Annotated in this window: 24 protein-coding genes; 14 read left to right on the top strand and 10 right to left on the bottom strand. The window is 68.7% G+C overall.

Going from position 1 to position 22,832, the window contains the following annotated elements:
- Positions 1–112: 112 nt before the first annotated feature.
- From J4O73_RS13555 to J4O73_RS13540, 4 genes are all read left to right on the top strand, one after another.
- Positions 113–730, top strand: coding sequence for a uracil-DNA glycosylase family protein (locus J4O73_RS13555; RefSeq protein WP_426218088.1), 618 nt, complete (start codon positions 113–115; stop codon positions 728–730).
- Positions 731–878: 148 nt separating this feature from the next.
- Positions 879–1,667, top strand: a complete 789-nt coding sequence (locus J4O73_RS13550; RefSeq protein ID WP_426218087.1) for a glutathione S-transferase family protein — start codon at positions 879–881, stop codon at positions 1,665–1,667.
- Between the two features lie 31 nt (positions 1,668–1,698).
- The gene (gene pyrF, locus J4O73_RS13545) at positions 1,699–2,388 is read left to right on the top strand and encodes an orotidine-5'-phosphate decarboxylase (RefSeq protein ID WP_426218085.1); all 690 of its coding nucleotides are present in this window, start codon (positions 1,699–1,701) and stop codon (positions 2,386–2,388) included.
- Between the two features lie 58 nt (positions 2,389–2,446).
- Positions 2,447–2,791 (top strand): DUF1330 domain-containing protein, encoded by a 345-nt coding sequence (locus tag J4O73_RS13540; protein WP_426218084.1) that lies wholly within the window; start codon positions 2,447–2,449, stop codon positions 2,789–2,791.
- Between the two features lie 2 nt (positions 2,792–2,793).
- Here the strand turns inward: J4O73_RS13540 and J4O73_RS13535 are convergent, their stop codons facing one another.
- The 3 genes from J4O73_RS13535 to J4O73_RS13525 all read right to left on the bottom strand — a co-directional run bounded on the left by J4O73_RS13535 (position 2,794) and on the right by J4O73_RS13525 (position 4,926).
- Complete coding sequence (locus tag J4O73_RS13535) at positions 2,794–3,411, bottom strand: TetR family transcriptional regulator (RefSeq protein ID WP_426218082.1); 618 nt, start codon at positions 3,409–3,411, stop codon at positions 2,794–2,796.
- An 85-nt stretch (positions 3,412–3,496) separates the two neighbouring features.
- On the bottom strand, positions 3,497–3,694 hold the full coding sequence (locus J4O73_RS13530) for a hypothetical protein (protein WP_378972521.1): 198 nt from the start codon (positions 3,692–3,694) through the stop codon (positions 3,497–3,499).
- A 122-nt stretch (positions 3,695–3,816) separates the two neighbouring features.
- Entirely contained in the window at positions 3,817–4,926 is a 1,110-nt protein-coding gene (locus tag J4O73_RS13525; RefSeq protein ID WP_426218080.1) for a Gfo/Idh/MocA family protein, read from the bottom strand.
- A gap of 172 nt (positions 4,927–5,098) precedes the next feature.
- On the opposite strand from J4O73_RS13525, the gene J4O73_RS13520 reads away from it, so the two are divergent.
- Positions 5,099–5,320, top strand: coding sequence for a hypothetical protein (locus J4O73_RS13520; RefSeq protein WP_426218078.1), 222 nt, complete (start codon positions 5,099–5,101; stop codon positions 5,318–5,320).
- 14 nt (positions 5,321–5,334) lie between these two features.
- On the opposite strand, the gene J4O73_RS13515 is transcribed toward J4O73_RS13520, so the two are convergent.
- From J4O73_RS13515 to J4O73_RS13505, 3 genes are all read right to left on the bottom strand, one after another.
- Positions 5,335–7,134, bottom strand: coding sequence for an NADPH-dependent assimilatory sulfite reductase hemoprotein subunit (locus tag J4O73_RS13515; protein WP_426218076.1), 1,800 nt, complete (start codon positions 7,132–7,134; stop codon positions 5,335–5,337).
- Between the two features lie 197 nt (positions 7,135–7,331).
- Positions 7,332–9,095 carry a diflavin oxidoreductase gene (locus J4O73_RS13510; RefSeq protein ID WP_426218074.1) on the bottom strand — a complete coding sequence of 588 codons (1,764 nt, stop codon included), beginning with the start codon at positions 9,093–9,095 and terminating at the stop codon, positions 7,332–7,334.
- Positions 9,096–9,205: 110 nt separating this feature from the next.
- Positions 9,206–9,721 carry an Lrp/AsnC family transcriptional regulator gene (locus J4O73_RS13505; protein ID WP_378972511.1) on the bottom strand — a complete coding sequence of 172 codons (516 nt, stop codon included), beginning with the start codon at positions 9,719–9,721 and terminating at the stop codon, positions 9,206–9,208.
- A 268-nt stretch (positions 9,722–9,989) separates the two neighbouring features.
- Between J4O73_RS13505 and J4O73_RS13500 the strand changes: the two genes are divergently transcribed.
- The 4 genes from J4O73_RS13500 (at position 9,990) to J4O73_RS13485 (ending at position 13,548) form a co-directional block, all read left to right on the top strand.
- Positions 9,990–10,808, top strand: coding sequence for a phosphoadenylyl-sulfate reductase (locus tag J4O73_RS13500; protein WP_426218072.1), 819 nt, complete (start codon positions 9,990–9,992; stop codon positions 10,806–10,808).
- Entirely contained in the window at positions 10,805–11,755 is a 951-nt protein-coding gene (cysD, locus tag J4O73_RS13495; RefSeq protein ID WP_426218070.1) for a sulfate adenylyltransferase subunit CysD, read from the top strand. Before J4O73_RS13500 ends, cysD begins: the two co-directional genes overlap by 4 nt.
- On the top strand, positions 11,755–13,173 hold the full coding sequence (gene cysN, locus J4O73_RS13490; RefSeq protein WP_426218068.1) for a sulfate adenylyltransferase subunit CysN: 1,419 nt from the start codon (positions 11,755–11,757) through the stop codon (positions 13,171–13,173). The genes cysD and cysN overlap by 1 nt, the downstream gene beginning before the upstream one ends.
- A gap of 102 nt (positions 13,174–13,275) precedes the next feature.
- Positions 13,276–13,548 (top strand): GCG_CRPN prefix-to-repeats domain-containing protein, encoded by a 273-nt coding sequence (locus tag J4O73_RS13485; RefSeq protein WP_426218067.1) that lies wholly within the window; start codon positions 13,276–13,278, stop codon positions 13,546–13,548.
- A 173-nt stretch (positions 13,549–13,721) separates the two neighbouring features.
- Here J4O73_RS13485 and J4O73_RS13480 read toward each other — a convergent pair whose 3' ends face one another.
- Genes J4O73_RS13480 through J4O73_RS13470 form a run of 3 tightly spaced genes read right to left on the bottom strand, consistent with a single transcriptional unit; the run spans position 13,722 to position 15,360 of the window.
- Positions 13,722–14,717, bottom strand: a complete 996-nt coding sequence (locus J4O73_RS13480) for an LLM class flavin-dependent oxidoreductase (RefSeq protein ID WP_426218065.1) — start codon at positions 14,715–14,717, stop codon at positions 13,722–13,724.
- Between the two features lie 42 nt (positions 14,718–14,759).
- The gene (locus J4O73_RS13475) at positions 14,760–15,074 is read right to left on the bottom strand and encodes a type II toxin-antitoxin system RelE/ParE family toxin (protein WP_426218064.1); all 315 of its coding nucleotides are present in this window, start codon (positions 15,072–15,074) and stop codon (positions 14,760–14,762) included.
- 1 nt (position 15,075) lies between these two features.
- Positions 15,076–15,360 (bottom strand): ribbon-helix-helix domain-containing protein, encoded by a 285-nt coding sequence (locus J4O73_RS13470; protein ID WP_426218062.1) that lies wholly within the window; start codon positions 15,358–15,360, stop codon positions 15,076–15,078.
- A gap of 116 nt (positions 15,361–15,476) precedes the next feature.
- Here J4O73_RS13470 and J4O73_RS13465 point away from each other — a divergent pair, with 116 nt between their 5' ends.
- The 3 genes from J4O73_RS13465 to J4O73_RS13455 all read left to right on the top strand — a co-directional run bounded on the left by J4O73_RS13465 (position 15,477) and on the right by J4O73_RS13455 (position 18,578).
- Positions 15,477–16,679, top strand: a complete 1,203-nt coding sequence (locus J4O73_RS13465; RefSeq protein ID WP_378972501.1) for a pyridoxal phosphate-dependent aminotransferase — start codon at positions 15,477–15,479, stop codon at positions 16,677–16,679.
- Between the two features lie 447 nt (positions 16,680–17,126).
- Positions 17,127–17,474, top strand: a complete 348-nt coding sequence (locus J4O73_RS13460; protein WP_426218060.1) for a hypothetical protein — start codon at positions 17,127–17,129, stop codon at positions 17,472–17,474.
- Between the two features lie 153 nt (positions 17,475–17,627).
- A complete protein-coding gene (locus tag J4O73_RS13455) occupies positions 17,628–18,578 on the top strand; it encodes a DMT family transporter (RefSeq protein WP_426218058.1) in 951 nt (316 codons plus the stop codon).
- 46 nt (positions 18,579–18,624) lie between these two features.
- Here the strand turns inward: J4O73_RS13455 and J4O73_RS13450 are convergent, their stop codons facing one another.
- The gene (locus J4O73_RS13450; RefSeq protein ID WP_426218056.1) at positions 18,625–18,909 is read right to left on the bottom strand and encodes a hypothetical protein; all 285 of its coding nucleotides are present in this window, start codon (positions 18,907–18,909) and stop codon (positions 18,625–18,627) included.
- Between the two features lie 329 nt (positions 18,910–19,238).
- On the opposite strand from J4O73_RS13450, the gene ileS reads away from it, so the two are divergent.
- Entirely contained in the window at positions 19,239–22,223 is a 2,985-nt protein-coding gene (gene ileS / locus J4O73_RS13445; RefSeq protein WP_426218054.1) for an isoleucine--tRNA ligase, read from the top strand.
- The gene (gene lspA / locus J4O73_RS13440; protein WP_426218052.1) at positions 22,187–22,729 is read left to right on the top strand and encodes a signal peptidase II; all 543 of its coding nucleotides are present in this window, start codon (positions 22,187–22,189) and stop codon (positions 22,727–22,729) included. The genes ileS and lspA overlap by 37 nt, the downstream gene beginning before the upstream one ends.
- Positions 22,730–22,832: the final 103 nt, after the last annotated feature.

Here is a 22,832-nt window from a genome sequence, read left to right as displayed (position 1 = left end):
CTCCACTGCAACGGCGCGGCGCGACCCGCGCCGTTTCTTTTTGCGGTCGTCGCGGCGCTGCCCCGATACCTCGCCAAAGGGCTCGGCCCTTTGGGATCCCTATATTCGCTCCATGCAGCCCTTCGACGAGACCGCCGCGCGCTTGCGCGCTTGCCGCATCTGCCGGGATACGCCGCTCTACGGGCCGCCCTTGCCGCAGGAGCCGCGGCCGATCATCCAGGGCTCGACGGGGGCACGGCTCTGCGTAGCGAGCCAGGCGCCGGGAACGCGGGCGCACCGGACCGGAATGCCGTTCATGGACCCCTCCGGCGTGCGGCTGCGCTCCTGGCTGGGGCTCGACGAGGCCCGGTTCTACGACCCACAAAACATCGCCATCGTCCCGATGGGCTCGTGCTTTCCCGGTCTCGACGAGAAGGGGGGCGACAAGCCCCCGCGCCGGGAATGCGCCGAGCGCTGGCGCGCCGACCTGTTCGCGGGCCTGCCGAACCTCGACCTGATCCTCGTGATCGGCTCCTACGCGCAGACCTGGCACCTCGGGAAGCTGGAGGGTGGGCTCACGGGCACCGTGCGGCGCTGGCGCGAGATCCTCGCCGAGCCCCGCCGTCCCCGGGTGCTGCCCCTGCCCCACCCCTCCTGGCGCAACAACGGCTGGCTCAAGCGCGAGCCGTGGTTCGAGGCCGAGTTGTTGCCGGTGCTTCGTGCGGAGGTCGCGCGGGTGCTGGCCGATTGAGCCGGGTTCGCCGCTATTGCGAGCGGATGCGAAGCAATCCAGGGAACCGCCACGGTTTGAAACGTCCCGCTGCCCTGGATTGCTTCGCTGCGCTCGCAACGGCGTAACGGGTCTGGCAGCTTCCGCTCGACCTCCCTCGGAGACGCCCATGCTGCTCTACGAGCACCCGCTCTCGTCCTATGCGCAGAAGATCAAGATCGCGCTGCGCGAAAAGGGCGTGCCGTTCGGGGCGGAATTGCCGGAGAGCTTCGGCACCGGCCGCCTGGACGGGCCCTTCGCCGCCGCCAATCCCCGCACCGAGGTGCCGGTGCTGATCGACGGGGACGTGACGATCTTCGAATCGACGGTGATCCTCGAATACATTGAGGAACGTTGGCCCGAGCCGCCGCTCCTGCCGCGCGATCCCGCCGCCCGCGCCTTCGCCCGCGTGACGGAGGATGTCTGCGACACCCAATACGAGGCGGTGAACTGGGGCTTCGGTGAGATCCTGTGGTTCAAGCGCGCGACCGGTGATCTCGCCGAGCACCTGCGGGCCGAGGCCGCCGCCCAGACTCGGACGCTTCAGGATTGGCTGACGAAACGCCTGGGCGCGGCCGATTGGTTCGGGGGGGCCGGCTTCGGCTGGGCCGACGCGGCGGTGGCGCCGATGCTCAACCGTTCGGTCCATTACGGCCTCGGGCCGGAGCCCGGGACGCCCCTCGCCGTCTGGCACGCCCGCGTGACGGCGCGCCCCTCGGTCGCCCAGACCTTCGCCGAGTTCGACGCGGCGGCAGCCAGGATGGCGGCGGCCTCCGAGATGTACACGACCGGCGGTCGGCGCCGGGAATACCGGGACCATCGCCTCGAATGGATGATCAAATCCGGCGGTGTCGAGGTGGTCCTTGCGGGTCTGCGCGACGGCAATATCCGCTTCCCCTGGCCCGGCGGCACGCATTGACAGGCCGCCCGCCCCCGTGATCCGTGCGCGCATGAGCCAGACCGACCCGAGAGACCGCCTGATCGTCGCCCTGGACGTGCCGGGGGTGCCCGAGGCCGAGGCGTTGGTGGAGCGCATCGGCGACGCGGCGACCTTCTACAAGATCGGCTACCGGCTGGCCTATGCGGGCGGGCTGGCCCTCGCGGAGCGGATGATCGGCCAGGGCCTGAAGGTCTTTCTCGATCTCAAGCTGCACGACATCGGCAACACGATCGAGGAAGGGGTGCGCTCGGTCTCGGGGCTCGGGGCGACGTTCCTTACGGTCCACGCTTATCCGCAGACCATGCGGGCGGCGGTGAAGGGCCGGGGCAACGGCCTGAAGATCCTCGCCGTGACGGTGCTCACCTCCTACGACGACGCGGATGCGCAGGAAGCGGGCTACGCCCTGCCCGTGGCCGATCTCGTCGCCAAGCGCGCCGCCCAGGCGGCCGAGATCGGCATCGACGGGCTCGTCTGCTCGGCGGCCGAGGCGGCGGGGGTGCGCGGTCTCGTCGGCCCGGACCGGCTGATCGTGACGCCCGGCATCCGCCCGGCGGGGGCCGATGCGGGCGATCAGAAGCGGGTGATGACCCCCGGCGATGCCCGCCGCGCGGGCATCGACCATGTGGTGGTCGGCCGCCCCATCACCGGTGCCGCCGACCCGAGGGCGGTGGCGCGGGCGATCGTCGCCGAGATGGCCTGAGGCGGCGCCCGCCTTATGTGAAGGGCCTCGCCGCCGGGGCGAGCGAAGGGCAGCACCGATGGTCAAGGGTTACTGGATCGCGCGAGTCGATGTCCGCGATGCCGAGGCGTACAAGGAGTACGTGGCGGCCAATGGCGCGGCCTTCGCTCAGTTCGGCGGGCGCTTCCTGATCCGCGGCGGGCGTTACGAGGCGGTGATGGGGCAAGCCCGCAGCCGCAACGTCGTCATCGAATTCCCGAGCTACGAGGACGCCCTCGCCTGCTGGAACTCGGATCTCTACCAGCAGGCCAAGGCCAAGCAGCACGGCGGCGTCGAGGCCGAGATCCTGGTGATCGAAGGCTATGACGGCCCGCAACCGTCCGTCTCGGAGCCCGCCCCGCCCTCGACCCCGGCCTCCGAATAGGATCAGGACCGCGCCAGGGATCGCAAAAGGAAGGCGATCATCGTTTCCAGCGGCGGGATCGGCGGTTGCAGCGGCTGCCCGACCAGCAGCGGATGGGTGTAGCGGGCGATCCCGACATGGATGCAGCCCGCTGCCGCCGCCGGGTCGGAGGTGGCGAATTCGCCCTCGCGGACGCCGTCGCGGATGATGCGCTCGAGCACCGCCGTGAGCTTGGCGACGTGTTCGCTGCACACGTCCCAACTCTCGGACATGGCCGCTTCGACCATTTCGTGGATGCGGGGATAGCGCTCGTAGCGCTCCATGCCGTGCCGGTGGAGGGCGTGAATCGCGGCGACGAGCCGTTCCGTCGGCGTTTGGCCCGGACGCTCCGCGATGGCGATGAGCATCGCCTCGACCTCACCGATCAGCCGTTCGAGCACGGCCTCGTTGATCGCCTTCTTCGAGTCGAAGAAGCGATAGACGTTCGCCGGGCTCATCTTCAGAGCCCGGGCGATGTCGGCGACGGTGGTCTTCTGGTAGCCGATCTCGTGAAAGAACGTGCTCGCCGTCGCCATGATGCGGCAACGGGTGGTCGGCGCGCTCTCGTCGGCGATCGTCGGCTTGAAGTCGGCGGGATGCATGACCCCTGGTAGGGCAGGCGGCCAAACCCGTCAAAACCGGGCCGTCAGGGCCCGGCTTTGGTTCCGCAATCTATTGAGCGCCGGATCAGGATCCGAACTGAGAGCCCAACCGCTCCAGGTACTCGGCGAGGTCCACACCGCCGACGCGCTTACCGTAGTCGAAGCGCATGCCCTGACGGATGTCGACGCTCGCATTCGGCGTGGTGAGGGTGAACGGCCGGACGCAAATCCAAGCCCCATCGCGACGATGCTCGAAGAAGCCCAGGATGTCGTGCTTGGCCATTGTCCCCACCCTCCCGTCGCCCCCCGATTCGCGATTCTGGCGCGAATGAGGCGTCGACCTCGTTGTCTCCTAATTACAACGTCGTTGCAGTTAATTGGTTCTCACCATGCGGCCGATTGTCGTTATTCATCGGGCCGGGCAGCGTTGACCATCTCCGGCGGCTCGACCTCCGGCAACTCCATGCGCTGCGACGGGTCGGGGCGACGGCTGCGGTCGTGGGGTGGAAGGCTCTGCGTCTGTCCGGTGGCGAGCGCCCGCTCCACGGCTTCGAGGATGCGGATGTCGCAGAGGCCCTCTTCGCCATCCGGCTCCGGTACCCGGTCGTTCAGGATGCAGTCGGAAAAGTAGCGCGTCTGGCCGCCGAACTGGTCGACGCTCGGATAGGCGAGGGGCTCGGTCGTACCGCCCCGCGTCAGCCGGCCCGCGAGGCCCATGCCGAACAGGAAGGCGGGTTGCAGGTGCAGGTCGCCTTCCGTGCCCGTGACCCGGTAGGCATCGACGGCCTCGGTCTCGTAGGAGACGGTGAACTGGGCCAGCCGCCCGCTCGGGAAGCGGAGGGTGACGGCAACGGTGCCGTCGAAGGGAAACGGGCTGTCGGGCCGTCGGCTGCCGATGGCCGAGACCTCTACCGGCTCCTCTCCGAACAGATTGCGCGCGGCGTTGATCGGATAGGTGCCCATGTCGGGCACAGGGCCGGCCCAGTAGCCCTGCTTCGCCCGGTGGTTGGCGGCGCTGACCTTCTGGCCGAAGGTCGCGGTGAACATGCGCGGCTCACCGATTGCGCCCGCGCGGATCCGGGCGATGGCATCGAGCGTGCCCGGCTCGAAATGCAGCCGGTAGGCGATCATCAGCTTGGCGCCGCTCGTGCGAGCCGCCGCATTGATCGCCTCGCATTCCGCGACGCTCACCGCCATGGGCTTTTCGAGGAGCACGTGGCACCCGGCGTCCAACGCGGGCACGGCGTAGTCCCGGTGCATGCCGTTCGGCAAGGCGAGATAGACCGCGTCGAACAGGTTCGAAGCCAGGGCTTCCTTGTAGCGATCGTAGGTGAAGGCGGTCAGGCCGTAGGTGTCGGCGAGTGCCTTGCCCTTCTCGGGATCGCCCGTAACGATGGCCGTCATCTCGGAATTGCCGGTCTGGGCCACGCCCGGCATGAAGGCCGCCTGGGAAATCCAGCCGCCGCCCACCACGGCGTAGCGTACCTTGCGCCCCGATACCCGTTTCGCCTGCATGCCCATCTCCGCTGCGGTGCGAAGGCGGAACGCGGGACCAAGCAGGTTGATCCGAGAAGTTCCTGATGAGAACCGCCGCTTTCGGTCGCGTCCCCACGGGGCGGCGCTCACCTATGTGTGCGCTGCAACGGACGGGTTCGACCCGCCTCCCCTCCTCTCAGGAAAGGTCACCATGGCCCTGTTTCACTGGATCGGTCGCATCGTCCGCTTCGCCGGGCATCTCGCCGCAACCGCCTTCTTCAAGGTCGTGATCCTGTTCGGGGCGTCCCTCGACCTCGTCCTCGCGCTCGTCACGCGGGCCTACGAGCGGTTCGATGGGGGCTTTTCCGACCTCGCCGCCGAGTCGCGGCGGCGCAGGGCGGCCAAGGTTCGCGTGGCCGCCCCCGCCGAGTGACCGGCTGATCCAGTCTACTGCACAGTCTTCAGCGCGCCGGTCTTCTCATGGAAGTCCGGCCCGTTGATCGTCTTGGTCACGTGCCCGGCGCGGATCAGGTAATCGCCGAAATGCTCGCCGGCCTGCTTGCCCTTCGCGAATTCGGCGAAGAGCGGATCGAGCGTCGAGACCACCTCGGCCGGTGAAGCATCCTCGCGGTAGAGCTTGCCCAGGCGAGAGCCGTCGAAGGCCGCGCCGAGATAGAGGTGGTAGCGCTCGGGGCCGCGACCCACGAGGCCGATCTCCGCGATGAAGGGCCGGGCGCAGCCGTTCGGGCAGCCGGTCGAGCGGATGGTGATCTCCTCGTCCTGCAGCCCGTACTTGGCGAGGCTCGCCTCCAGATCGTCCATCAGACCCGGCAGGAACCGCTCACTCTCGGCGAGCGCCAGGCCGCAGGTCGGCATGGCGACGCAGGCGATGGAGTTCCGCCGCAGGGCGCCCGCGCCCTTGGTCATCCCGTACTCGTCGACGATCGCCTCGATCGCGGCGCGCTTCTCGGACGGAACGTTGGCGATGATGACGTTCTGGTTGGCGGTCAGGCGGAAATCGCCCTCGTGCTCCTCGGCCACCCGGCGCAGACCCGCCAGGAATTGCGGACCGTCCTCGTAATCCTTGATCCGGCCCGAGGGGACGTAGAGCGTCAGGTGGTGGCGGCCGTCGTCGCCCTCGGTCCAGCCGAAGCGGTCGCCGTTGTTGGTGAAGGTGTAGGGCTTGGGCGCGCCGAGCGTCTTGCCGATGCGCTTCTCCACCTCGGCCCGGAACGCGTCGAGACCGTACCGCTCGATCGTGTACTTCAGGCGGGCGTTCTTACGGTTCTTGCGGTTGCCCCAGTCGCGCTGGACGGTCATCACCGCCTCGGCGACCTTCAGGGCGTCCTCGGGCTTCACGAAGCCCATCACGTCGGCCGTGCGCGGGAAGGTATCCGGCTCGCCATGGGTCATGCCCATGCCGCCGCCCACCGTGACGTTCCAGCCGGTGACAGCATTCTTCTTGTCGAGGATCGCGATGAAGCCGAGATCGTGGGCGAAGATGTCGACCTCGTTCGAGGGCGGCACGGCCACGACCGTCTTGAACTTCCGCGGCAGGTAGGTGCGCCCGTAGATCGGCTCGATCTCGGGGTTCTCCTCGCCGCCGATGACGCGCTCGCCGTCGAGCCAGATCTCGCGCCATGCATTGGTCTTGGGCAGGAGCGAATCCGAGATGTCCTTGGCGAGCTGGTAGGCGGCCTTGTGCGCCTCGACCTGGGCCGGGTTGGTCGCGGCCATGACGTTGCGGTTCACGTCGCCGCAGGCGGCGATGGTGTCGAGCAGGGCCGCGTCGATGGCGGCCATGGTCCGCTTCAGGTTCGACTTGATGACGCCGTGGTACTGGAAGGTCTGGCGGGTCGTCGCGCGGAGCGCATTGCCGGCATAGGTGCGGGCGATGTCGTCCAGCACCAGCCATTGCTTGGGCGTCACGATACCGCCCGCGATGCGCAGGCGGATCATGAAGCTGTAGGCCTTGTCGAGCTTCTTCTTGGTCCGCTCGGGGCGCAGGTCGCGATCGTCCTGCAGGTACATCCCGTGGAACTTCACGAGCTGGCCGTCATCCTCGGAGATGGCGCCGGTCGCGTGCTTCAGAAGCCCGTCCGCGAGGGTTCCGCGCAGGTAGCCGCTGGCGATCTTGATGTGCTCGTTCGCGGCGAGTTTTGCCTCGCGTGCGGCCTCCGCCTCGGTGATCGGGCGGTCGGTCGGCGGGGTCTCGTAGACGCGCTTGGAATTGGTGCCGTCGGTCATGGTGGTCCCGGTATTCTGTGTCGGCGGCGACGGATCCGATCCGCCTCATCCTGAGGTGCCGCAGCGAAGCGGAGGTCCCGAAGGAGAGCTCCAGGCATCGCACGGCCTTGGGAAGTCTCCTGCGGGGCACGCTGGCGCGGGCACCGCAGGATGAGGGCGCGGGTCGGACGAGGGTCGCGATTGACGGTCGGTTCGTGTCAGTAAACGTCCTGCTGGTACTTCTTCGCCCGCTCAAGCCCGGCGACATGCGCCTCGGCCTCGGCGGCGGAGAGGCCCTTCACGGTCTCGAAGGCCCGCACCACGGAGGCGCGCACGTCCTTGGCCATCTGCTTGGCGTCGCCGCAGACATACAGGTGGGCGCCGCCATCCAGCCATTCCACCAATTCTGCGGCGTTCTGGTCGATCCGGTTCTGGACGTAGATCTTCTCCGGCTGGTCCCGCGAGAAGGCCACGTCGATCTTCGTCAGCGCGCCCTCCTCCAGAGCCTCCTGCCATTCGAGCTGGTACAGGAAGTCGTGGGTGAAGTGGCGGTCGCCGAAGAACAGCCAGGAACGGCCGGACGCTTCGGTGGCGCGGCGCTCCTGCACGAAGGCGCGGAACGGAGCGACGCCGGTTCCGGGGCCGACCATGATGATGTCGGTCGCGGGGTCGGAGGGCAGGCGGAAATGCTTGTTCGGCTTCAGCCGCACCCGCAACTTGGCGCCGTTCCTGATCCGGTCCGCCACATGCACCGAGGCGACGCCGGAGCGCTTCCGCCCGAAGGTCTCGTAGCGCACGGCGGCGATGGCGAGGTGAACCTCGTCGCCGACTTCCTTGCGGGAGGAGGCGATGGAATAGGCCCGCGGCGGCAGCGCCCGGGTGATGCTGCCGAGATGCTCGGCCGTGAGCTTGGCCGGGAACCGCTCGATCAGGTCGATCAGGTTGCGGCCCTCGATCCAGGCGCGAACCTCGCCGCCCTCCACGAAGGCCTTGGCATCCTCGGAGCCGGTGGCCTTGGCGAAGCGCTCGATCGTCGCTGCCGAGAGGGTGGTGATGTCGCGCTCGGCCAGCAGCGCCTTGCGCAGGGCCTCGTCCCCCGACAGGCCCGTAGCGGTCAGGATCTCGTCCACTAGCTGGGGGTCGTTCTCGGGGTAGATCTCGAGGGAATCGCCCGGCTCGTAGGCGGGCGCGCCGTCCTCGAAGGCGAGCGCGAGGTGGATCGTCTCCTTGTCGGAGCGCGAGGAATTGAGGTTCACGTGCTCGATCACCTCCACCACGACGGGGTCGCGGCTCGGCTCGGCATCCTCGTCGCCGCCCGCGCGGGCGAAATCGACGGCCACGACGTTGTCGGTGGCGGCGGCGGGCGCCAGCGCCTTGAGGGTGCCCTTGATCCACTCGGCGGCCGGGGTCTCGAAGTCGAGGTCGAGATCGGCCCGCTCGGCGGCGCGCTTGCCCCCCAGGGCCTCGAACCGCGCGTCGAGCGCCTTCCCGATGGCGCAGAACTCCACGTAGGACGTGTCACCCAGCGACAGCACCGCGAACTCGACGCCTTCGAGGCGCGGGGCGCCCTCGCCCATCAGCTCGCCATAGGCCCGCACGGCACGGGCCGGAGGCTCGCCCTCGCCCCAGGTCGCGGCGATGGCGACGAGCTTGCCCGCCTTCGGCAAGGTCGCGACGTCGAGGTCGGCGAAATCCACCACCTTCGGCTTGAAGCCCTGCTTGCGGGCGAGTTTGGCGACATCCCCCGCGAGCTTCTCGGAATTGCCCGACTCGCTCGCGTAGATGACCGTCAGCGGCTCGGAGGCCTTGGCGGCAGGAGCCGTGGCGGCTTGGGGCTGCCCCCCGGCAGCGTCGAGGCCGGCGAGGAAACCCGCCAGCCATGCGCGTTGGACCGGGCTCGCATTCACGAGAACGGCGTCGAGGCTGGCGCGCTCGCCGTCTCCGAAAGGAGCGGTGCGCGGAAGAAGAGCAGAGCGAGACATTACCGGACCATGTCGTCGGGCGCGGGGCCCATGTCAACCAGAAACGTTCTTTTTGCAGAACGGCACGAAATGAGGAGATCGCGTTTGCCGCTCGTGGCGTAGGGAGAAGATCATTCTCCGACCGCAGCGAGGGCCGGAGCCAGTTCCGGCAGATGCCGCGTCGCCTTGGGGGGCGCGGGCAACGGCAGGGCCGTGGTGGATTTCACCTTTTCCATAGCGAAGCGGGACGTGACGTTCTTCAGGGGAAGGACCGAGATGAGGCGCTTATAGAACGCATCGTAGGCCTGCATGTCTGCGACCACGACGCGCAGCATGTAGTCCACATCTCCGGCCATCCGGTAGAATTCCAGTACCTCCGGCATGGCCGAGACCGTATCGGCGAAGCGCTGCAGCCACTCCTGCGAATGGTCTGCGGTCTCGATGGAGACGAAGACCGTCAGCCCGAGGCCGAGCTTCACGGGATCGAGCACGGCGACGCGCCGGTCGATCACCCCGTCCGCCTCGAGACGCTGGATACGCTTCCAGCACGGCGTCTGCGACAGGCCGACCTTCTCGCCGATGGCGGCGATGGACAGGGTCGCGTCCCGCTGGAGCAGGGCCAGGATCTTCAGGTCGATGGCGTCCAAAAGGAACCTCCGCGGGTTCGCCGCCCACTTTCCGGGAAGAAGGAACTTCCCGCTCTATAGGGCTCATGCCACAATTTTGAGAATTATTTTTTACAAACAGGCGGGTGCCGATCGCATTCCATGTGCGTTGACGCACCCGATATCGGCATTCCGTGGGGTGCGAATCGGCCCCCTTGCCTTGACTTCGTTCGGTATAGCGAACATTTCGACTCCATCACAACCGGCGCGGCCCGCCGCTTCCACAGGGCCGACGCAGGAGCTGACCATCATGTCATTGACGGATTCCAGGGCGGCCGAGGCGCAGGCCGGCGAACTCGCCGTCCGCCTCGCCACCCTCGATCTCCCTGCCCGGCTGGATCTGATCGCCCGCGAGGTGCCGGGTCGGCTGGTCTTCACCACGAGCCTCGGCATCGAGGATCAGGTGCTGACCCATGCCATCGCCCTGGCGAAGCTCGCGGGCACGCGGATCGAGATCGCGACCCTCGATACCGGCCGCCTCTTTCCCGAAACCTACGAGACCTGGGTCGAGACCGAGGCCGCCTACGGCATCCGCATCCACGCCTACGTGCCCGAGCGTGAGGCCGAGGAGGCGTTCGTGCGCGAGGAAGGCATCAACGGCTTCCGCAAATCGGTCGCCGCACGGCAGGCCTGCTGTGGCTTCCGTAAGGTCGAGCCGCTGGGCCGGGCGCTCGACGGCGCCGTCGGCTGGCTCACGGGCTTGCGGGCCGGGCAATCGGCCAACCGCTCCGCGACGCCGCTCGCGGCTTACGATGCCGAGCGCGGCCTCGTGAAGCTGAACCCCCTCGCGGACTGGACGCGCGAGCGCGTCGATCTCTTCGTCCGCGAGAACTTCGTTCCCTACAATCCGCTGCACGACCGGGGCTTCCCCTCGATCGGCTGCGCCCCTTGCACCCGTGCGGTGAAGGTCGGCGAGCCGGAGCGCGCCGGGCGCTGGTGGTGGGAGCAGGAAGACAAGAAGGAATGCGGCCTGCACGTCGGCCGCCCCGGCGCCGCGGTGCAGCCGGGCCAGGAAGCCGCCGTATTCGAACCCACATCTGAAACCCGCCAGCCGGAGTTCGCCCGATGAGCGCCGCAACGGCCGCCCTGCGGCCCGAGACCCATGCCCCCTCCCCTGCGCGCCTGAGCCATCTCAAGCGTCTGGAGGCCGAGGCCATCCATATCTTCCGGGAGACGGTCGCCGAGACCGAGAACCCGGTGATGCTCTATTCCATCGGCAAGGACTCGTCGGTCCTGCTGCACCTGGCGCTGAAGGCCTTCGCGCCGGGCAAGCTGCCCTTCCCGCTCCTCCACGTCGATACGACGTGGAAGTTCAAGGAGATGATCGCCTTCCGCGATGCCCGCGCGAAGGAACTCGGCCTCGATCTCCTGGTCCATACCAACCAGGACGGGCTCGCCCGCGGCATCGGCCCGGTGAGCCACGGCTCCGAGGTCCATACCGACGTGATGAAGACGCAGGCCCTGCGTCAGGCCCTCGACCAGCACAAGTTCGATGCGGCCTTCGGCGGCGCCCGCCGGGACGAGGAAGCGAGCCGCGCCAAGGAGCGCATCGTCTCCCTGCGCACGGCCCAGCATCGCTGGGATCCGAAGCGCCAGCGGGCCGAGCCCTGGCATCTGTACAACCTCAAGAAGAAGCGCGGCGAGTCGCTGCGGGTCTTCCCGCTGTCCAACTGGACCGAACTCGATATCTGGCTTTACATCGAGCAGGAGAACATCCCGATCGTGCCGCTCTACTTCGCGGCGCCGCGCCCCGTGGTGGAGCGCGACGGGCAGCTTCTCATGGTCGATGACGACCGTCTGCCCCTCAACCCCGGCGAGACCCCGCAGCAGCGGGTGGTCCGCTTCCGCACGCTCGGCTGCTACCCGCTGACCGGCGCGGTCGAGAGCGAGGCCGCGAGCCTGCCGGAGATCATCGCCGAGACGCTGGCCGCCCGCACCTCGGAGCGTCAGGGCCGGGTGATCGACAAGGACGGCGCGGGCGCCATGGAACGCAAGAAGCAGGAGGGCTACTTCTGATGACCATTCATCAGTCCAAGGACGCGTTCCAGGCCGCTGGCCTCGCGAAGGATTACGCGACGTTCCTCGAAACCCACCGCAACAAGGAAGTCTTGCGCTTCATCGCCTGCGGCTCGGTGGATGACGGCAAGTCGACGCTGATCGGACGCCTGCTCCACGACACGAAGCAGATCTTCGACGACCAGATCACCGCGCTGCGCCGGGATTCCCGCAAGCACGGCACGCAAGGCCAGGAGATGGATCTCGCGCTGCTGGTCGACGGCCTCCAGGCCGAGCGCGAGCAGGGCATCACCATCGATGTCGCCTACCGCTTCTTCTCGACGGACAAGCGGTCCTTCATCGTGGCCGACACGCCCGGCCACGAGCAGTACACCCGCAACATGGCGACCGGCGCCTCCACCGCCGACGTCGCCGTGATCCTGGTCGATGCCCGCCAGGGCCTCACCCGCCAGACGCGGCGCCACGCCCTGCTGGTCTCCATGCTGGGCATCCGGCGCGTGGTGCTGGCCGTCAACAAGATGGACATGATCGGCTGGGCGCAGGACCGCTTCGCCGAGATCGTGAAGGGTTTCTCGGAGTTCGCCGCTGGCCTGAACTTCGCGGAAATCCGGGCGATCCCGCTCTCGGCCAAGAACGGCGACAACGTCGTGGAGCCGGGGGTGAACATCCCGTGGCACACGGGCGGCACCCTGCTCTCCTTCCTGGAGACCGTGCCGGTGCGCGAGGAGGCGCTGAATGCGCCGTTCCGCATGGGCGTCCAGTGGGTCAACCGGCCAGACTCGGAGTTCCGGGGCTATAGCGGGCGCATCGCCAGCGGCACCGTGCGGCCGGGCGACCGCGTGAGCGTGCAGCCGGGCGGCCGGACCGCCACGGTCGAGCGGATCTACACCGCCGACGGCGACTTGGCCGAAGCCGGGGCCGACCTCTCGGTCACCCTGGTTCTGGCAGAGCAGATCGATGCGTCGCGGGGTCAGGTGATCGCCGCCGAGGCGTCGCCGCTCCACGCCCTCGACCGGCTCGACGCGCGCCTGTTCTGGGCGGCGGAGACCGACCTCGCGCCCGGCGCGAGCCTCTACGCCAAGATCGGCACCGCCACGGTGACGGCGACGGTGGAGTCGATCGTCTCGCGCATCGACCCGGAGACGGGCAAGCCCGGCCCGGCCGACAAGCTCTCGGCCAACGACATCGCGGATGTGCGCCTGACGCTCGACCGGCCCGTGGCCGTCGATGCCTATGCCGCCAACCGCGAGACCGGCAGCTTCATCCTCATCGATCGCGAGACCACCGACACGGCCGCCCTCGGTCTCGTCCTGGCCCCGCATCAGGAGGAAAAGGTCGCGCCGCAGCCCGTGCCCCGTCCGGAAGCGCCGTCCTCCGGCGGTTTCCTCGGCAGCCTGAAGCGCCTGTTCGGGCGCTAAAAAACCCTCGGCGCCTTGCAACGATCCGACCGGTCCCGCGTTTCGCGGACCGGTCGAGCCGCTTCGCGAGCCGGAGCGGCGCCGGATCGCAAGGACATACCGATGACGAAGTCGTTCCTCGGCCTCGCTGCCGCCCTGGCCCTCGGCGGCCTCGGAGCCATCTCTTCCGCCCAGGCTGCTCCCCTGGCTGCGGGCTTCGCGACGACGCTGGCGGGCGGCGCGCAGGTCGAGACCGTGGCGATGGGCTGTGGTCCGGGCTGGGCTCGCGGCCCCTATGGCCGCTGCCGCCCGATGTACCGCCCGCGTCCCTTCTACGGCCGCCGCTGCTTCATCCGCCCGACGCCCTATGGGCCGCGCCGCATCTGCCGCTACTGAGATCGCGGGTTCTTAAGGACGAGAGGGTGCGGGGCTGAAGCCCTGCACCCTCTCGTGATCCAGAGCCGTCTTCGACCAAGTTGGCTCACGTGCCACCGTCTTTGCTTCGCTGCGCTCGCAAGGACGACCGGGACTCCATCGACGGGGGCGGCTCAACGCGGTCGGAGACGGATCTAGAGCTGCGCCAGCAGGCGATAGGAGTCGTGCCGGGCCTTCTGGTCCGGTACGGCCGTCACGATCATCAACTCGTCGGCCCCGGTAGACTCGGCCAGTGCCGTCAGGCGTGCCCGCAGCGTCTCCGGCGAGCCGACATGCAGCCGGTCCCGGCCCTGCTCGATCCGCGCCCGCTCGGAGGGCGTGTAGGGATAGGCCAGCGCCTCCTCCAGGCTCGGCAGGGGCCGATACTCGCCCCGCTCGCGCCTCAGGGTCGAGAGGCGGGCGCTCGAGGCCAGCCGTTCTGCCTCTTCGTCCGTCTCGGCGCAGATCGCCGCCACCGCGAGGATCGCCTGAGGCTCGGCGCCGAGCCGCGACGGGGTGAACCCGCTCCGGTAGGCGCGCATCGGCCCCTCGGCGGGGATGCCCGCGAAATGCTGCGCGAAGGCGAAGCCCGCACCGATCTGCGCGGAGAGTTGCGCGCTGTAATCGGACGAGCCGAGCAGGAAGAGCGGCGGCATCGGCACGCCCGCCGGGCTCGCCTCGATCCGGCCGAACGGATGGCCTTCGGGAAAGCCCCCGTCCCAGAAGATCAACTCCTGCAACCGGTCGAGGAAATCGTCGCCGCCCTGCCCGGACGGCGCCTCCCGCCGCCGGAGGGCGCGGGCGGTGATCCCGTCCGTGCCGGGGGCCCGGCCGATTCCGAGATCGATCCGGCCGGGGAACAGGGCTTCCAGCACCCGGAACCGCTCGGCCACCATCAGCGGCGCGTGGTTCGGCAGCATGATCCCGCCCGAGCCGACGCGGATCCGGTGCGTCGCGGCGGCGATCTGACCGATCATGATTTCCGGCGCCGGGCTCGCGACATTCGGCAGGGCATGATGCTCGGCGAGCCAGTAGCGGCGATAGCCGAGCCCATCGACATGGCGGGCGAGCGCCAGCGTGTCGTGCAGCGCCTGCGTCGGCGTGGAGCCGGACGAGACGAAGGAGAGGTCGAGGACGGAAAGGGGAAGCATGCCCGTCAGATGGGGGCACGGGGGGCGATGCGGGAGGGCACGCTAGGGCGCCTCCTCACGGACATCATAGAGATGCTCGAAGTCTCGTCCTCGGTAGAAGACGTTCGTGATGCGGACCTGCCCCTGATCAATTCTGTAGGCGATGACGGCCGAGCGTTCGAACGCAATGGTCCGCAGGCCGATCTCCAGATCGTCGCGGGGACGCCCACCATAGGGGGCATCGCCGATCCGATCGCAGCGATCCTTGATCCGCTGCACGTACATTCGGGTTGTCGTGACATCCTGGCTTCGATCCAGGACAGCTCGAAAGATGTCCCTTAGATCATTCCGCGCCTCAGGGCGGAACGTCACGCGCATTCTACGCACGGCGGACATTGCGCTCCGCTTCGGCGAACATCAGGTCGAGGTCTTCCTGAACCTCTTCGCTCGTCAGATCCGGCCGGGGGTCGTCCAAAGAGCGCCGGATCCGCGCGCGAATCGATTCGAGATGCTCCGCCGCCTCCCGGCGCTGGCGCTGGAGGGCGCGCACGGCGTCGTCAAGAGCCGCATCGACCGATTCGTATTCCCCCGCCTCGACGCTCTCGCGAACGGCGCGCAACGTCTCCGGTGCCATGGTCACGCTGATCGTCTCGCCGCGCGGCATATCCGTCTCCCGATCACCCGGGCAGCATAGCAAAAAACCCGTGCGCCGCACGATGCTTGCCGGCTTACGGGTGCGGGACTAGGGTCCGCCCGATTTCAACGGAGCGGAGCACGATCATGGCCTTCCTCGCCGATGTCCTTTCGCGGGTGAAGCCGTCCGCGACCATCGTCATGACGCAGAAGGCCCGCGAGCTGAAGGCGTCCGGTGTCGACGTGATCTCGCTCTCGGTGGGCGAGCCCGATTTCGATACGCCGGAGCACATCAAGGAAGCGGGCATCGAGGCGATCCGGCGCAACGAGACCCGCTACCCGCCGGTCTCCGGCATCGTGCCCCTGCGCGAGGCCATCTCCAAGAAGTTCAAGCGCGAGAACGGTCTCGACTACAAGCCGTCGCAGACCATCGTCGGCACCGGCGGCAAGCACATCCTCTACAATGCGCTGCTGGCCACCCTGAATCCCGGCGATGAGGTCGTGATCCCCCGCCCCTACTGGGTCTCCTACCCGGAGATGGTCGGGCTGTGCGGCGGCACGCCGGTCTTCGCCGAGACGCGGATGGAGGAGGGCTTCAAGCTCCAGGCTGCCGAACTGGAGCGGGTGCTGACCCCTAAGACCAAGTGGCTGATCCTCAACTCGCCCTCGAACCCGTCGGGCGCCGCCTATTCGCGCACCGAGATGAAGGCGCTCACCGACGTGCTGATGCGCTACCCCGACGTGCACGTGCTCACCGACGACATCTACGAGCACCTGACCTACGGGGATTTCGAGTTCGTGACCCCCGCTCAGGTCGAGCCCGGCCTCTATGACCGGACGCTGACCATGAACGGCGTGTCGAAGGGCTATGCCATGACCGGCTGGCGCATCGGCTATGCCGGCGGCCCGGAAAAGCTCATCAAGGCCATGGACTTCGTGCAGGGCCAGCAGACCTCCGGAGCGGCGACCGTGGCGCAATGGGCGGCGGTGGCCGCCCTCGACGGACCGCAGGACCACCTTGCCCGCTTCCGCGCCGCCTTCCAGGCGCGTCGCGACCTCGTGGTCTCGATGCTGAACCAAGCCAACGGCCTCACCTGCCCGACGCCGGAGGGCGCGTTCTACGTCTACCCGTCCTGTGCCGGGTTGATCGGCCGCCGCACCGAGGGCGGGAAGGTGATCGAGACCGACGAGGATTTCGTCACCGAACTGCTCATGGCCGAGGGCGTCGCGGCGGTGCACGGCTCGGCCTTCGGGCTCGGCCCCAACCTGCGCATCTCCTACGCCACCTCGGATGCGGTGCTGGAGGAAGCCTGCCGCCGCATCCAGCGCTTCTGCGGCTCGCTGCGCTGAGCCGTCTCGCACCACCGGCGCCGATGCAAAGCCCGCATGCGGCGCCGGGTCACCACGGCTTCGGTTGCCGGCTCGCCTGCGAGCCCTTACACGGGCCTTCCCCGCGGCCGATGCGCCTGAAGGTTTCGCGAGCCCGCTCGGGCCTGCATGGAAGTGGGGTCGGCAGTGACGGGGCGGTCCGGACCAGTTCTCTGGGCCGCGCCTGTGAGGCTTAGTGGGCCGAGCGGCTGCAGGGGTGTCGGACACGCGGGGAACAGGAACCGCGGATCAGGCGCAAGGCCCACTTGAACAATTTCGGCCCATCCCGAATCCGGCCATGTCTGTGTGTGTCCCAAAGCGGGCCAGTAGAACTCGCCCGCTTTTCGGCTTTCTTCAGCCTCCTGCGCGATGATGCGACAGGCCGGGGGATCCGGTCCTTTGTACCGGCGTTCATTCGGGTTCCGTCGCATGCGTGCGCTGCTCACCAGCGGGATCAAGGCCATCCTGGCCGTGGCCGCCCTCTCCACCGCCGTTCATTGGGCCCTGCGGTTGCAGCGCGATTCCAACGGACTGACCACTCCGGCCATCGCCAGCATCGCCGATCCCGAGACCACAGGCTCGATCTCGCCGCGTGCGAGCGGACCTTCTCCGATGTCGGCCCCTTCTGCGGTGGTCGAAGAGGCGAGGCAGGCCGTGGCTCCCGCCGCCCCGCGCGTGGAGGCCCGTAAGGCTCCGCCCGCCGGGCTTGATCAGTCCCACCTCGCCGCCCTCATCGCCACCGCCTCGACGGTACCGAAGAAGGCCGCGAAGCGCTGATCCGTTCGAGCGTTAAGGAAAGGTGAGCGGCGCAGACTCGGCCTGCGCCCTCGCCGCATGGTTCGGTTGCGCCGCGCCGTCTACCGGCGGACCAGTTCGCGTGCCACGACTTGTCAAGCGCCGCATAGGCCGCGCCCCTGCCGATTCGATTCGATGGCCACGACCGCCTCCCCCCTTCCGGCTTCCGCCCAGGTGTCCGGTTCTCAAGCCACCGGTTCCAGTGAGGCCGAGACGGCCCGCCGCCGCCGTCTGGTCGGCATCGCGCTCATGTGCGGGGCGGTGGCTTTCTTCGCGAGCCTCGATGCCTGTGCCAAGACGCTGGCGCGGGCGGGTGTCGATCCGGTGGTGACGACCTTCATGCGCTACGCGGCCAGCGTCGCCATGATCTCCCTGTTCGTGAATCCCGTCCGCACCCCGAGCGTGGTGCGCAGCCGCCGCCTCGGTCTGCAGATCGTGCGCTCGCTCCTGCTCTTCGCCTCGACGGCGCTGAACTTCGTGGCCTTGCGCTACCTGCAGATGGCCGAGACCATCTCGATCCAGTTCGCCGCGCCGCTCACCGTTGCGCTTCTCGCCGGGCCGCTGCTGGGCGAGTGGTCGTCCCGCGCGCGCCTCGCGGCGATCGGCGTCGGTTTCCTGGGTGTGCTGGTGATCGTTCAGCCCGGCGTCGGCGCCGTCCATCCGGCGACGCTGCTCTGCGTCGGCAACGTGATCGTCTACGCCTTCTACGCGATCATCACCCGCAAGCTGGCGGCCTTCGATTCGACCGCGACGACGATGTTCTACACCGGTCTCGCGGGCGTGGCGCTGATGGCGCCGCTGCTGCCGTGGATCTGGTCGAACCCGACCGAGTGGACCCATTGGGCGCTGCTGATTGCGGTCGCCCTGTTCGGCACGCTGGGCCACTGGCTCCTCGTGCTCGCCCATGCACGTGCGCCGGCCAATGTGCTGGCACCCTTCATCTACACGCAACTTCTGTGGTCGGTGACGCTGGGCTTCCTGCTGTTCGGGGACCTGCCGGGCCGCTGGACCATCGTCGGCGCGATGATCGTCATCGGCTCCGGCCTGTATCTCCTCGCTCAGGACACGCTCCGCCGGGACGCATGATCCCGAAGGCCAGGGTCCAGGAGCCGAGCCCCTGGAGGCTCCGGTTTCAGCGGTGATGACGCCGATGGTGCCGGACAGGGCGCCGGGAGCGCATGTCGGTGCGGTAGGCGCGACGGCCGGGATCGATCCCGAGGGCACCGTTGACGGTACCGACAGCGCCCCCCACGGCTCCGCCGACCACACCGCCGATGGGACCGCCCACGCGGTTGCCCTCGGCCGAGCCGCGCTGGACGCCGCCGACGAGGCCCTGCGCCTGAGCCGGGATCGCGAGAGTGAGGGAGCCGGCGGCGAGCGCCGCGGCGAGAAGGGCCGTCTTGAGCGAATGTCTCACGGGGGTTCCTCCTGAAGCGTGGCCGGTCGATCGGCCCCGTTGCCAGCGAACTTCCGCCATCACGAATCGTTGCACGGTCCCTGCGGCCGGGACGGGATCGGCGGTGGATGAAGGCGCGCTGGCGTCCGCCGGGGGCGGCTGCTAGAGAGGCGCGATGTCCGCGTTCCGCGCCCTGTGCCCCGCCTCCGGCGGACGGCGAATTACAAGCCCGGCCGCCGCCTGAGGGCCGCCCGCGTCAGACGCGGCGGGGCTCCGCGGAAGGCCGGGATCCGCCGCCCGCCCCCGCCGGCGCCGCGCCGGCAAAAGACGCCCGACCCAAGCGAGACCCGATGACCACCCCCGACACGAACGCGCCCGCCGCGCAGGCCCGCGACTATTCCAAGACCCTGTTCCTGCCGAGCACCGAGTTCCCGATGCGCGCCGGGCTCCCGACCCGCGAGCCGCTGCTGCTGGAGCGCTGGGCTCGGATCGGCCTCTACGAAAAGATCCGGCAGGCGGCGGCGGGGCGGCCGAAATTCGTGCTGCACGATGGCCCGCCCTACGCCAACGGCAACATCCACATCGGCACGGCGCTGAACAAGATCCTGAAGGACGTGATCGTCCGCAGCCAGGGCGCGCTCGGGCATGATGCCAATTACGTTCCCGGTTGGGACTGCCACGGCCTGCCGATCGAGTGGAAGATCGAGGAGCAGTACCGGGCCAAGGGCCGCAACAAGGACGACGTGCCGGTGATCGAGTTCCGGCAGGAATGCCGGACCTTCGCCGCGCATTGGCTCGACGTGCAGCGCGAGGAGTTCAAGCGGCTCGGCGTCACGGGCGATTGGGACCATCCCTACGCGACCATGGCCTTCCCGGCCGAAGCCGCCATCGCCGATGAGCTGATGAAGTTCGCCGTGACGGGCCAGCTCTATCGCGGCTCCAAGCCGGTGATGTGGTCGGTGGTCGAGAAGACCGCGCTCGCCGAAGCCGAGGTCGAGTACGAGGAGCACGTCTCCGACACGGTGTTCGTGGCCTTCCCCGTCACCAAGGGTGGCGAGGGGCTCGACGGTGCCCGTGTCGTCATCTGGACGACCACCCCCTGGACGATGCCCGGCAACCGCGCCGTCGCCTACTCGAAGAAGATCTCCTACGGGCTGTACCGCGTGACGGCGGCGCCGGAAGACAACTGGGCCACGCCCGGCCAGACCTACCTGCTGGCGGATTCTCTCGCCGCGACGGTGTTCGAGGCGGCCCGGGTCGAGGCGTTCGAGCGCGTCGCCGACGTGTCGGCCGCGACGCTGGCGGGCCTGACCCTCGCCCATCCGCTGGCGAGCCTCGGCTACGGCTTCGACGTGCCGATGCTCGACGGCGACCACGTCACCGACGAATCCGGCACGGGCTTCGTCCACACCGCGCCGGGCCACGGCCGCGAGGATTTCGAGATCTGGATGGCGTCCGGCCGGGCGCTCCAGATGCGCGGCATCGACACGGCGATCCCCTACACGGTGGATGCCGACGGCACGCTGACCAAGGCGGCGCCGGGCTTCGAGGGACGGCGCGTCTATACCGAGAAGGGCGAGAAGGGCGACGCCAACAAGGCGGTCATCGCCGCGCTGACCGAGGCGGGGGCGCTGGTCGCCCGCGGGGTGCTGCGCCACCAGTATCCGCATTCCTGGCGCTCGAAGAAGCCGGTCATCTTCCGCAACACGCCGCAATGGTTCATCGCCATGGACCGGCCGGTGGAGTCTCTCGGCAACCGCACGCTGCGCGAGGTTGCGACCCAGGCGATCAACGACACGCAATGGGTGCCGCCGCAGGGCAAGAACCGCATCGATGGCATGGTCGGCAACCGGCCGGATTGGGTGGTGTCGCGCCAGCGCGCCTGGGGCGTGCCGATCACCGTGTTCGTTCACAAGGAGACCGGCGAGGTCCTGAAGGACGAGGCGGTGAATGCCCGCATCCGCGACGCCTTCGCGTCCGAGGGGGCCGATGCGTGGTTCAGGCCCGATGCCGCCGCGCGCTTCCTCGCGCCCGGGCATGATCCGGCCGCCTACGAGCAGGTGATGGACGTGCTCGACGTGTGGTTCGATTCGGGCTCGACCCACGCTTTCGTGCTGGACGATCCGGAGCAGTTCCCGGGCCTGTCGGGCGTCACCCGTCTCCGCGACGGCGGCCGCGACAAGGTGATGTACCTCGAAGGGTCGGACCAACATCGCGGCTGGTTCCAGTCCTCGCTGCTCGAATCCTCCGGCACGCGCGGCCGGGCGCCCTACGACGTGGTGCTGACCCACGGCTTCGTCCTCGACGGCAAGGGCCTGAAGATGTCGAAGTCGAAGGGCAACGTCGTCGCGCCGCAGAGCGTCATCAAGGATTCGGGCGCGGACATCCTGCGCCTGTGGGTCGCCGCCTCGGACTATACCGACGACCTGCGCATCGGCCCGGAGATCATCAAGACGTTTGCCGAGACCTATCGCAAGCTCAGGAATTCGTTGCGCTGGATGCTGGGCTCCCTGGCGCATCGGGTCGAAGGCGACGATGTCGATCCGAAGAAAATGCCGGAACTGGAGCGGCTGGTCCTGCACCGGCTGGCCGAGCTCGACGGCGAGATCCGCGAGGCCTACGCCACCTACGACACCAAGCGGGTCGTGGCCCTGCTCAACGGGTTCATGACGGGCGACCTGTCGTCCTTCTACTTCGACGTCCGCAAGGATGCGCTCTATTGCGATCCGATCTCCTCGGTGACGCGCCGCGCGGCGCTGCAGGTCATCGACGAGACCTTCCGGCGCGTCGTGGTCTGGCTCGCCCCCGTGCTGGCCTTCACGGCCGAGGAGGCGTGGCTCGACCGGTACCCGTCCGAGGATAGCTCGGTCCATCTCCAAACCCTGCCGGACACGCCCTCCTCCTGGCGCGACGACGCTCTGGCGGCCAAATGGCAGAAGATCCGCCGGGTCCGCCGGGTGGTGACCGGCGCCCTCGAGATCGAGCGCGCGGCCAAGCGCATCGGCGCGAGCCTCGAAGCCGCTCCCCAGGTCTTCATTGCCGATGCCGACCTGAAGGCGGCGGTGGATTCGCTCGGGCTGCCCGCCTTCGCGGATACCTGCATCACCTCCGCCATCACGGTGGAATCGGGTGAGGGTCCCGCCGAAGCTTTCCGCCTCGACGAGGTGAAGGGCGTCGCCGTGGTGCCCACCCCGGCGCAGGGGCGCAAATGCGCCCGCTCCTGGCGGGTCAGCGCGGAGGTCGGCAGCGATGCCGAGTTCCCCGAGGTGACCCCGCGCGACGCGCAGGCCCTGCGAGAATGGGATGCGGCGCATCCGGAGGCCAGCGCGGCGTGAGGGGCCTTCCCGCCCGCGCGGGGCTCCTCGCCCTCGTCCTCACCTTCGTCGCCGATCAGGCGACGAAGCTCGGGCTGTATTTCGGCACGGATCTCGTGCTGACGCAGCCCTGGCGCTACGGGCCTTATGCAGACCTCGTGGTGGTGTGGAACCGGGGCGTCTCCTACGGGATGTTCCAGCAGGATGGGGCGTTCGGCCGTTGGCTGCTCGTGGCCTTGTCGCTCGCCGCCGCCCTGGCCCTGGGGTTCTGGATGATGCGGGCGGGTTCGCGCCTGCTCGCCGTCGCGCTCGGCCTCATCGTCGGCGGGGCGCTCGGCAACGCCGTCGACCGGGCGGTCTACGGGGCGGTGTTCGATTTCGTCCACCTCCATGCGGGGGGATGGTCCTGGTACGTGTTCAACGTCGCCGACGCGGCGATCGTGGCGGGCGTGATCGGCCTGATCCTCGACAGCCTCATCCCCTCGGCCGAGGGCCGGGCGCGCGACAACGCCGCGCCGCGCGCGTGATCCGCACAACACACAGGGGCCTCTGCTCCCATCGGACTGGCTTGGCGTGGCCAAGGCGCCATACGATCGCCGGAAACCGGTTTCAGGCCGGTACCCGTCGGAT

Source organism: Methylobacterium sp. NFXW15 (genome assembly GCF_049887755.1).
Lineage (GTDB): Bacteria > Pseudomonadota > Alphaproteobacteria > Rhizobiales > Beijerinckiaceae > Methylobacterium.
This window is presented reverse-complemented; position numbering and strand designations above follow the sequence as displayed.